Here is a 9,148-nt window from a genome sequence, read left to right as displayed (position 1 = left end):
GACCGTGCGGAGCAGATAATCGAGGCGCTCAACACCGACCTCGCCAACGCGTACGTCCTCTACCACCAGTTGAAGAAACACCACTGGGTCGTCGAGGGCGCGGAGTTCCGTGACCTCCACCTGTTCCTCGAAGAGGCCTACGAACACGTCGAGGTCGGCGCGGACCGTCATCGCCGAGCGCTGCACAGGCGCTCGGTGGCGCTCCCCGTCTCCGGCATGGAGGCGCTCAGCGACCGCGCGACCGTCGAACACGAGGGCGAGGACGTCTACGACATCCGAACCTCGCTGGAGAACGACCTGGAGATGTACGGCGACGTCATCGAGGATCTCCGCGACCACATCGAACTCGCGGACAACCTCGGCGACTACACCACCGAAGACATCCTCCAGAGCGACGTGCTCAAGAACGTCGAGGAGGACGCCCACCACATCGAGCACTACCTCGAAGACGACACCCTCGTCCTCGAGGAAGCGACCCACTGAGCCGGTTCACCACCTCTCGTTTATCACGCCGCCGAGCGACAGCGACCGCGCTCGGCGATTCCGGGACGGAGCCACGAGCGACGGCCCTGCCGCTCGTGAGCCGTGAACGGTCGGAGAACGGACGCTCGGAAGCCTACAGCGGGAGCCAGTTCGTCGAGATGTCCGGGTCGTGCAGGTGCCAGCACTGTTCGACGTCCCCCCCGCTGGCGGGAAGCTGTACCTCGATGGTAGCGTCGAACAGGTCGGCGAACCGTCGGGTGGCCTCGCTGTCGCGTTCGACCGGGAAGTGGACGTGACACATCCCGTCGACGGCACGGACCGCGTCGAGCACGCCGGCGAGGAACTGCTCGACCTCGCGCTGGTCGTGGCCGTCGACGATGGTCCGCAGCGAGTCGAGACAGACCCGGAGTTCCGCCGGGTCGAGACTGCCGGCTTCGGCTTCGATGGACTCGATGGCCGCGACGATCTCGCGTTCGAGCGTGACGAGGTCGGACGGGCCGTCGGTCGCGGTGGGTGACGCGGCCGCCGTCGCGCCACGCGTGGCCGGTCGGCGATCGATGACCCGAGCGGCGTCGTCGCTCGTGCGGTCGTCGACGCCGGGGACGCCGTCGGTCAGGACGACGAGTCGTTGCCGGTCGTCGCCGGCGTCACCCAGTAGCCGGCGGCACGCCGCCAGATGCGTCTCTTGGGCGGCCGCCCCGGTGACGAGCAGGCCGCTCCCATGGCGCTTCAGTGCCGCGAGCGCCTGCGTGAACGTACCGACGGAGTCGCCTGCCATACGGTTTCTTACTAATCCTCTGTCGGGGTAGATAATAAGATTTGTGCAAGGAAACCGGGCGGTAGATGTTTTGCTCGGTACCCCTTCGGAGAGGACATGAGCAGACGGTCCGACGACGACCTCGCCGCCCTCCTCGACGAGCTATCGGGGACGCTCGACCAGTTACGGACGGAACTCGACGACCAGGACCGACGGCAGGCGCGTGGCCGTTCCCCCGAGAGACCCGAGCGTGACGACTCCGGTCGCCGGCGCGACGACCGGCGACGCGGACGAGGGGGGCCACAGATCCCCCGGCCCGGTCAGTTCCTCCAGTTCACCGAGGAGTACACCATCCCGGCGCTCATCGCGTTCCTCGAAGCGAACATCAAGGCCCTCGAACTCCTCCGTGGCCTGCTGCGCGTGCTCAACGGCGGCGGCGACGTCTCCGAACGGCGTGTCGAGTCGGTCGGCCGCCGGACGCTCGGTCAGGTCGACGACCTGCTCGGCGACGTGCAGGGCGCGCTGGAGGGGCAGCCGTCGAACCCCGAGGCGCGGGACCTGCTGGCCGACGCCCGCGCGCTCCGGGAGGACATCGACGAGCGGATTTCGAGCGGCGCGGTCCGCCGTGAACGCGAGCGGGCCGACCGTGACGACACGGGGACCGACCGTGACGACCGGTGGCGGGGCCGACAGGACCGCTCCGACGCGCCGGTGACCATCGACGTGAGCGACAGTCGGGAGGGCGAGGCCGCCGAGCGCGACCGCTCGGCCCGACGCGGCGAGGACAGCGCCGACGGCCCCGCCCGCCGCGACGAGGTAGACGTCGACTCCGAACTCGATTCGCTCAGGCGGCAGGTGCGGGGCAGCGACGAGTCGGAGGGGAGCGACGACGCGGACGCCGGCGCTGGCGGTGCCAGCGAGGGGAGTGACGAACCGGGCGACGGGAACGAGGACTGATTCTCAGACCGGTTCGAACCGGTAGCCGTCCCACTCCTGACTCTCGGGGTCGCGGATGCCGGCCTCGGGGTCGCGCAGTTCCGCGGCGTAGACCGGCCGGACCTCGTCACCGATGGCGACGTCGCCGGTCGTCAACTGGCCGAGTGCGCGAATCGGCTCCCCGTCGACGTCGAACTCGACGATGGCGAGGTGGTTGGGTGAGCGGACGCCGGGTGGCGGTGACGTGGCGGTCGTCCACGTCACGACACGCGCCGTGTGCTCGCTCAGGTCGACCGTTCCGACCGGTTCGCTCCCGTCGGGACCGACCGGGTGGCCGGGGTAACCGAGGCTCCCGTCGGCGTAACGGACGGCCTCGAACGGCGTGCGGTCGTCGTCGGTGCCGTCTTCGTCGTGGGTCGTGTCGGTCCCGTGGCGCTCGTCGTCCTCGCTCATCGCTCCGCCTCCAGAATCGTGGTCGTGACGCAGTTCCCGAACCCGCCGACGTTGCACGCCAGTCCGACCTCGCAGTCGACCTGTCGCGGACCGGCCTCGCCCCGTAGCTGCTGGACGAGTTCGTACACCTGGGCGACGCCGCTCGCGCCGAGCGGGTGGCCCTTCGACTTGAGGCCGCCGGAGGTGTTGATGGGGAGGTCGCCGTCGCGGTCGGTGACGCCCTCCTCGACGGCTTTCCACGCCTCGCCCTTCTCGAAGAACCCGAGGTCCTCGCTCTGGAGGAACTCGAGGATGGTGAACATGTCGTGGAGTTCGGCGACGTCGACGTCCTCCGGGCCGCAGTCGGCCATCGCGTAGGCCTGCTCGCTGGACTCGACGACCGCACCCATCGTCGTCGGGTCCGCTCGCTCGTGGACGACGTGGGTGTCCGTGGCCCCGCCGATACCCGTCACGCGGACGTACGGCTCCCCGCGTGCTTCGGCGTCCTCGACCGAGCAGAACAGCAGTGCCGCCGAGCCGTCGGTGATGGGACAGAAGTCGTACAGACGGAGTGGGTCGGCGACGACGGGCGAGTCGAGGGCCGTCTCGACGTCGATCTCCTTGCGGAACTGGGCGTGAGGGTTGTCGACGCCGTTCCGGTGGTTCTTGACCGCGACCTTCGCCAGCGACTCGCGGGGCGCGTCGTAGGTGTCGAGGTAGAGGCGTGCGGTCAGCCCCGCGAAACTCGGGAGCGTGACGCCCTGCTTGTACTCGACGGGGTGGGTCAACGAGGCGATGACGTCCGTCGCTTCGGCCGTCGAACGGTGGGTCATCTTCTCGCCGCCGACGAGCAGCGTCACGTCGCTCGCACCGCTGGCGATCGACTGCCACGCCGCGTAGACGCCCGCTCCGCCCGACGAGGAGGTCTGGTCGATGCGCTGGGTGTACGCCGGAATCGCCGCGAGGTCGTGTGCGAGCATGTTCGGCACACCGGTCTGACCCTCTAACTCTCCCGAGGCCATGTTCGAGACGTAGAGGTGGTCGAGTTCGTGGGGGGCGACGTTCGCGTCCTCCAGACACTGCTCGCCCGCCTGAGCGAGCAGGTCGCGTATCCACTCGCCCTCGCGCCTGCCGAACTGCGTCATCGACGCGCCGACGATGGCGACGTCGGTCACGGCCGACCACCCGACGGGCCGACCCTCGTGGAATCGTGCATCTCGGGGTGTGATGCACCCGGCGACGGGTTAAGTGTCGTGGGTAGCGGTACCACCGAGGGCAGAGTATCAGACGGTGTACGGTATCCGTGGCCAGAACCGACAGACGTTTTAGGGCGGCCTAAACACCTACTGGCAATGACCGACACCTGCGTCGTCGTCCCCACCATCCGCGAGTGGGAGTGCGTCCGTGACTACGTCGCCAACGCCCGCGAGTACGGCCACCTCGACAGACTGTTCTTCGTCCTCGTCACCGAGGACTTCTGTGACACCGACGGCATGCGCGAGATGCTGGAGGAGGAGGGCGTCGAGGGCCGCGTCTTCGACGGCGAAGCACGCGAGCAGTGGTACGAGGCGCGGGGAATCGAGGAGTACGGCGACCTGATTCCCGCGGCGAGTCACGCCGAGACGAGTTTCGGCCTGCTCTACCTCTGGGCCCACGAGCGCTTCGACTTCGGCGTCTTCATCGACGACGACACGCTCCCCCACGACACCGACTACTTCGGCCAGCACTACCGGAACCTCGAACACACCGGCGAGACGCTGGCCGTCGAGAGCGACGAGCGCTGGGTGAACGTCCTCTACCGGAACGTCGAGGAGCACGGCCTCTACCCCCGTGGCTACCCCTACAGTGCGATGGACGAGGAAGTCGGGGAGACCACCGAGCAGGTCGACCACGTCGTCGCTTCGCAGGGCCTCTGGACGAACGTCCCGGACCTCGACGCCGTCCGTATCCTGATGGATGGCGACCTGCAGGGACAGGCCCAGACCCGCACGACCCGAGAGGACTACGGCGAGGACTTCGTCGCTGCCACCGGGAACTACCTCACCGTCTGTTCGATGAACCTCGCGTTCCGCCGGGAGGTCGTCCCGGCGTTCTACCAGTTGCCGATGGACGACAACCCGTGGGACGTCGGCCGGTTCGACGACATCTGGTCGGGCGTCTTCCTCAAGCGCGCGGCGGACCTCATGGGTCACCACGTCTACAACGGCACGCCGCTGTGTGAGCACAACAAGGCCCCGCGCTCGACGTTCGGCGACCTGAACAACGAGGTGCCCGCGCTCGAACTCAACGAACACGTCTGGCACATCGCCGACGATGCGGGCGAGGACGCCGAGAGCTACGCCGAGGCGTTCGGCGCGATGGCCGACGCGCTCGTGGCCGACGACACCGACTACATCAACGACGAGTTCCTCACGTTCGTCGGCGAACACATGAACCGCTGGCTGAACTGCCTCGACGCCATCGAGACGGGCGAACCCCTCGCGGAGCCGACACCAGCGGACGACTGAGAACCAGCATCTATAAGTGTTTTAGGCGTGCCTAAACGAACAATGAGCGACTCGCACGACGGAGCGGGCCGACGCCGACGAGCACCGAAGCGACGACGGTTCCTCCAGGCTGCCGGCGCACTCTCCGTCTCGTCTCTCGCAGGCTGTCTCGATGTCCTCGGTGGCGACGACGAGCAGCGCTTCGAGCCCGGACAGATCGGCTCCGGACGCGGCGGCGACTACACGCCCGCCGGGACGCCGATGGAGGCGATGCCCGACCTCTCCGGAGAGATAACCGTCTTCTCCGGGCGCGGTGAGCCGCTGGTCGCCGCGCTGTTCGACTACATGGACGACCTCTACCCGGACCTCACCATCACCCCCCGGTACGACGGGTCGACGGCGCTGGTCAACCGCATCCAGTCGGAGGGCGAGAACAGCGCGGCCGACGTGTTCTTCTCGGTCAACGCCGGTAGCCTCGGGCAGCTCGCCGACGCCGGTCGAGCCGGCGAACTCCCGAGCGAAGTCGTCGACCTCCCCGAGGAGGAGTTCACCGACCCCGACGGGATGTGGGTCGGCACCTCCGGTCGCGCACGAACGGTCCCGTACAACACCGACACGTTCGGCGAGGGGGACGTCCCGAACGACATCTTCGCGTTCCCCGACGCCGAGCAGTTCGACGGCGTGATGGGCTGGGCACCCTCCTACGGCTCGTTCCAGGCGTTCGTCACCGCGATGCGCATCCTCAACGGCGAGGAGGAGACCCGCGCGTGGCTCGAAGGGATGCTGGAGTCGGGCGTCCAGGAGTACGGCGACGAGTTCACCATCGCCCAGCGCATCGCCGACGGCGAGATTCAGGCCGGCTTCACGAACCACTACTACATCCAGCGCGTCCTCGACAGCCGTCCCGACGCGCCGCTGGCGACGGCGTTCACCGAGAACGACGCCGGGTCGGTGTTCAACGTCGCCGGGGCCTGTACCGTCGACACCGCCGCCGACCCGGAGATGGCCGCGAACTTCGTCCGGCACCTCCTGTCGGCGGAGGCTCAGGAGTACTTCATCGCCGAGACGTTCGAGTACCCGGTCATCCCCGAGGCCGAACCCATCGGTGACCTGCCGCCCGTCGAAGACCTCCAGCCCCCACAGGACCTCGACCTCTCTCAGCTCGCGGATATCCAGCCGACGCTCGAACTGCTCCGGGAGGTGGGCATCACGGTCTGATGGCGACGACCACCGAGACCGGGCAGACGGGGTCGGGACGCGGCGTCGGCGTGCTGTTGCTCGCGGCAGCGGTCGCCGCCGCCGTCAGTCTCCCGCTCGTCGCGCTGGTTCTCGGTGCTGCCGACGCCCGGAGTAGCCTCGATCTCCTGCTCGCCGACACGACCCTCCGAATCGCGCTCAACAGCGCCCTCCTCGGTGTGGGCGTCACCGGGTTCTCCATCCTGCTCGGCGTCCCGCTCGCCTTCCTCACCGTCAGGACGGACCTACCCGGCAAGCGGCTGTTCTCCGTGGCGCTCGCCGTCCCGCTGGTCGTCCCCTCGTACATCGGCGCGTTCGCGTTCGTCTACGTCTTCCGACCCACGGGACCGCTCCAGGAACTCCTCGCACCGCTCGGCGTCGCGTCGCTCCCCTCCATCTACGGCCTCGGCGGGACGGTGTTCGTCCTGACGCTCTACACCTACCCGTACGTCTTCATCACGACGCGGGCGGCGCTGAAGACGCTCGACACGACGCTCGTGGACGCCGCCCGGACGCTCCAGCACACGCGCTGGGAGGCGTTCCGACGCATCACGCTCCCCCAGATCCGCCCCGCCATCGGCGCGGGCGCACTGCTCGTCGCGCTGTACGCGCTCTCGGACTTCGGGACGCCCCAGATAATGCGTTTCGACGCCTACACGCGGGTCATCTACAGCGCCCAACAGTACGACTTCGACCTCGCGGTCCTGCTGTCGGTACAGCTCGTCGTCGTCGCGTTCGTCATCCTCGCCATCGAGTCGCGCGTGCGCGGGTCGGGCGTCCAGTCAGAACACCCCGGTCGGGCGAGTTCGCCGCTCCGCCTCGGCCGACTGACGTGGCCCGCAGTCGCCGCCTGCCTGCTCGTGCCGCTGCTCGCGCTGGCCGTCCCGCTGGGCGTCCTGACGCTGTGGCTCCTCGAATCGCAGGCGCGAGTCGCCCCGTCGCTGGCGTTCCAGCCGGTGTACGCGTTCAACTCCGCGTGGCTGGCGTTCGCGGCCGCCGCGTTCGCCGCGCTGGCCGCCCTGCCCGTCGCGTGGGTCGCCTCGCGGCGCTCGCGGACGAGCAGTTCGGCGCTCGTCGGGGTGCTGGGCACCGTCGTCGAGCGGGTGTCGTACGTCGGCTACGCGCTCCCCGGCGTCGTCGTCGGGTTCGCGCTCGTCACCGTCGCCGCCAACGCGGGCGACCTCTACACGAGTGGCGTCGTCTACCTCCCGTTGCTCGTGTTCGCGTACGTCGTCCGGTTCCTCCCGCAGGCCGCGGGGTCGACCCGTGCCGCGTTCGGACAGGTCTCGCCCGCGCTGGAGGAGGCCGCCCGGACGCTCGGGGACTCCCCGAGTCGGGCGTTCCGGCGCGTGACGCTCCCGCTCGTGTTACCCGGCGTCCTCGGCGGGGCGGCGCTCGTCTTCCTCACGACGATGAAGGAGCTCCCGGCGACGCTCCTGCTCCGTCCGGCGGAGTTCGAGACGCTGGTGACCCACCTCTGGACGGCCGAAAAGCAGGGCTATTACGGCCAGGCCGCGATACCTGCACTCGTGTTGCTGCTCGTGAGTGCGCTGTCGCTGCTGGTGATGGTCCGCGTGGAGGGGTACGATGTCGAATGACCTCGCCCACGGGCGAGCCACCCCCGACGAGCGCGACGACCCCACCGTCCGGGACGACCGGTTCGCCGAGCGCGTCGTCCTCGAACTCGACAGTGTCACCAAGCGCTTCGGCGAGACCACCGTCATCGACGACCTCGACCTGACCATCCGCGAGGGCGAACTCATCACCCTGCTCGGTCCCTCGGGATGTGGCAAGACGACGACCCTCCGGCTCATCGCGGGACTCGACCGGCCCGACGAGGGCGAGATTCGCCTGCGCGGGACGTCCGTCGCCGGCCCCGAGTTCTCCCCGCCCGAGGCACGCGACGTGGGCGTCGTCTTCCAGGAGTTCGCGCTGTTCCCCCACCTCACCGCCGCCGAGAACGTCGGCTTCGGCCTCCGCGACCTCGGTGACGAGGAGCGCGAACGCCGGGTCGGTCGCCTGCTCGAACTCGTCGGCCTCCCCCAGAAGGGCGACGCGAAGCCCGACGAACTCTCCGGGGGACAACAGCAGCGGGTCGCGCTCGCACGCTCGCTCGCGCCCGAACCGGACCTGCTCCTGCTCGACGAACCGTTCTCCAACCTCGACGTGGACCTGCGCGTCGAGATGCGCGAGGAGGTCCGGCGCATCCTGAAGGAGGCCGGCGTCACCGCCATCTCCGTCACCCACGACCAGGAGGAGGCGATGAGCATCTCCGACCGCGTCGCGGTGATGAACGACGGCGAACTCGAACAGGTCGACACGCCCGAACGCGTCTTCGAGCACCCCGAGTCGCGGTTCGTCGCCAGCTTCCTCGGCCACGCCAGTTTCCTCGCGGGGAGCGTCGACGCCGACAGCGTCGCCACCGGCGTCGGTGAACTCCCGCGTGACCTCGTGTTCGGCCTCGCGCCGGAGTACGACGGGACGGACATCGACCTGCTGGTTCGACCGGACGACGTGCGCGCCGTCGCCGCCCCCGCCCCGGAGTGCAACGGCGAAGTCGTCCACCGACGGTATCTGGGGCCGACCGTCCTCTACCGCGTCGAACTGGACTCGGGCGACACCGTCGCCTGCATGCACAACCACTCCGACGAGGTGGGGCTGGACGAACGCGTTCGCGTCGAGGTGACTGCTGACCACGAGTTGGCCTGGTTCCCACGAGGTGAGCCACGTGCGTTGTAGAACGTTGCGAAGCGAGTGGAAACGAGGAGCGCAACGAGCGATAGCGAGTGGAGCGATTCAGTTCCCACGAGGTGAGCCA

At 68.8% G+C, this 9,148-nt stretch carries 9 protein-coding genes; 6 read left to right on the top strand and 3 right to left on the bottom strand.

Annotated elements, in window-relative coordinates:
• On the top strand, window positions 1–483 hold a 483-nt coding region (gene dpsA / locus GQS65_RS03870), incomplete at its 5' end, for a DNA starvation/stationary phase protection protein DpsA (RefSeq protein ID WP_158203355.1).
• A 133-nt stretch (window positions 484–616) separates the two neighbouring features.
• On the opposite strand, the gene GQS65_RS03865 is transcribed toward dpsA, so the two are convergent.
• On the bottom strand, window positions 617–1,261 hold the full coding sequence (locus GQS65_RS03865) for a DUF7504 family protein (protein WP_158203354.1): 645 nt from the start codon (window positions 1,259–1,261) through the stop codon (window positions 617–619).
• A 96-nt stretch (window positions 1,262–1,357) separates the two neighbouring features.
• On the opposite strand from GQS65_RS03865, the gene GQS65_RS03860 reads away from it, so the two are divergent.
• Window positions 1,358–2,197 carry a DUF7547 family protein gene (locus tag GQS65_RS03860; RefSeq protein ID WP_158203353.1) on the top strand — a complete coding sequence of 280 codons (840 nt, stop codon included), beginning with the start codon at window positions 1,358–1,360 and terminating at the stop codon, window positions 2,195–2,197.
• A gap of 3 nt (window positions 2,198–2,200) precedes the next feature.
• On the opposite strand, the gene GQS65_RS03855 is transcribed toward GQS65_RS03860, so the two are convergent.
• Both GQS65_RS03855 and GQS65_RS03850 read right to left on the bottom strand, forming a co-directional pair.
• Window positions 2,201–2,629 (bottom strand): OB-fold domain-containing protein, encoded by a 429-nt coding sequence (locus GQS65_RS03855; protein WP_158203352.1) that lies wholly within the window; start codon window positions 2,627–2,629, stop codon window positions 2,201–2,203.
• On the bottom strand, window positions 2,626–3,783 hold the full coding sequence (locus GQS65_RS03850) for a thiolase family protein (RefSeq protein WP_368279800.1): 1,158 nt from the start codon (window positions 3,781–3,783) through the stop codon (window positions 2,626–2,628). Before GQS65_RS03850 ends, GQS65_RS03855 begins: the two co-directional genes overlap by 4 nt.
• A gap of 177 nt (window positions 3,784–3,960) precedes the next feature.
• On the opposite strand from GQS65_RS03850, the gene GQS65_RS03845 reads away from it, so the two are divergent.
• From GQS65_RS03845 to GQS65_RS03830, 4 genes are read left to right on the top strand one after another with little or no spacing between them, the layout of a single operon-like run.
• Window positions 3,961–5,115, top strand: coding sequence for an alpha-1 4-glucan-protein synthase (locus tag GQS65_RS03845; RefSeq protein WP_158203351.1), 1,155 nt, complete (start codon window positions 3,961–3,963; stop codon window positions 5,113–5,115).
• Between the two features lie 42 nt (window positions 5,116–5,157).
• The gene (locus tag GQS65_RS03840; protein WP_158203350.1) at window positions 5,158–6,312 is read left to right on the top strand and encodes an extracellular solute-binding protein; all 1,155 of its coding nucleotides are present in this window, start codon (window positions 5,158–5,160) and stop codon (window positions 6,310–6,312) included.
• Window positions 6,312–7,928 carry an ABC transporter permease gene (locus GQS65_RS03835; protein WP_158203349.1) on the top strand — a complete coding sequence of 539 codons (1,617 nt, stop codon included), beginning with the start codon at window positions 6,312–6,314 and terminating at the stop codon, window positions 7,926–7,928. Before GQS65_RS03840 ends, GQS65_RS03835 begins: the two co-directional genes overlap by 1 nt.
• Entirely contained in the window at window positions 7,918–9,069 is a 1,152-nt protein-coding gene (locus GQS65_RS03830) for an ABC transporter ATP-binding protein (protein ID WP_158203348.1), read from the top strand. Before GQS65_RS03835 ends, GQS65_RS03830 begins: the two co-directional genes overlap by 11 nt.
• The last annotated feature ends 79 nt before the right edge of the window (window positions 9,070–9,148 follow it).

The sequence above is a fragment of the Halomarina oriensis genome, from assembly GCF_009791395.1.
GTDB classification, from domain to species: Archaea; Halobacteriota; Halobacteria; order Halobacteriales; family Haloarculaceae; genus Halomarina; species Halomarina oriensis.
The sequence above is the reverse complement of the archived record's forward strand: the minus strand, read 5'-3'. Positions and strand labels throughout refer to the sequence as shown.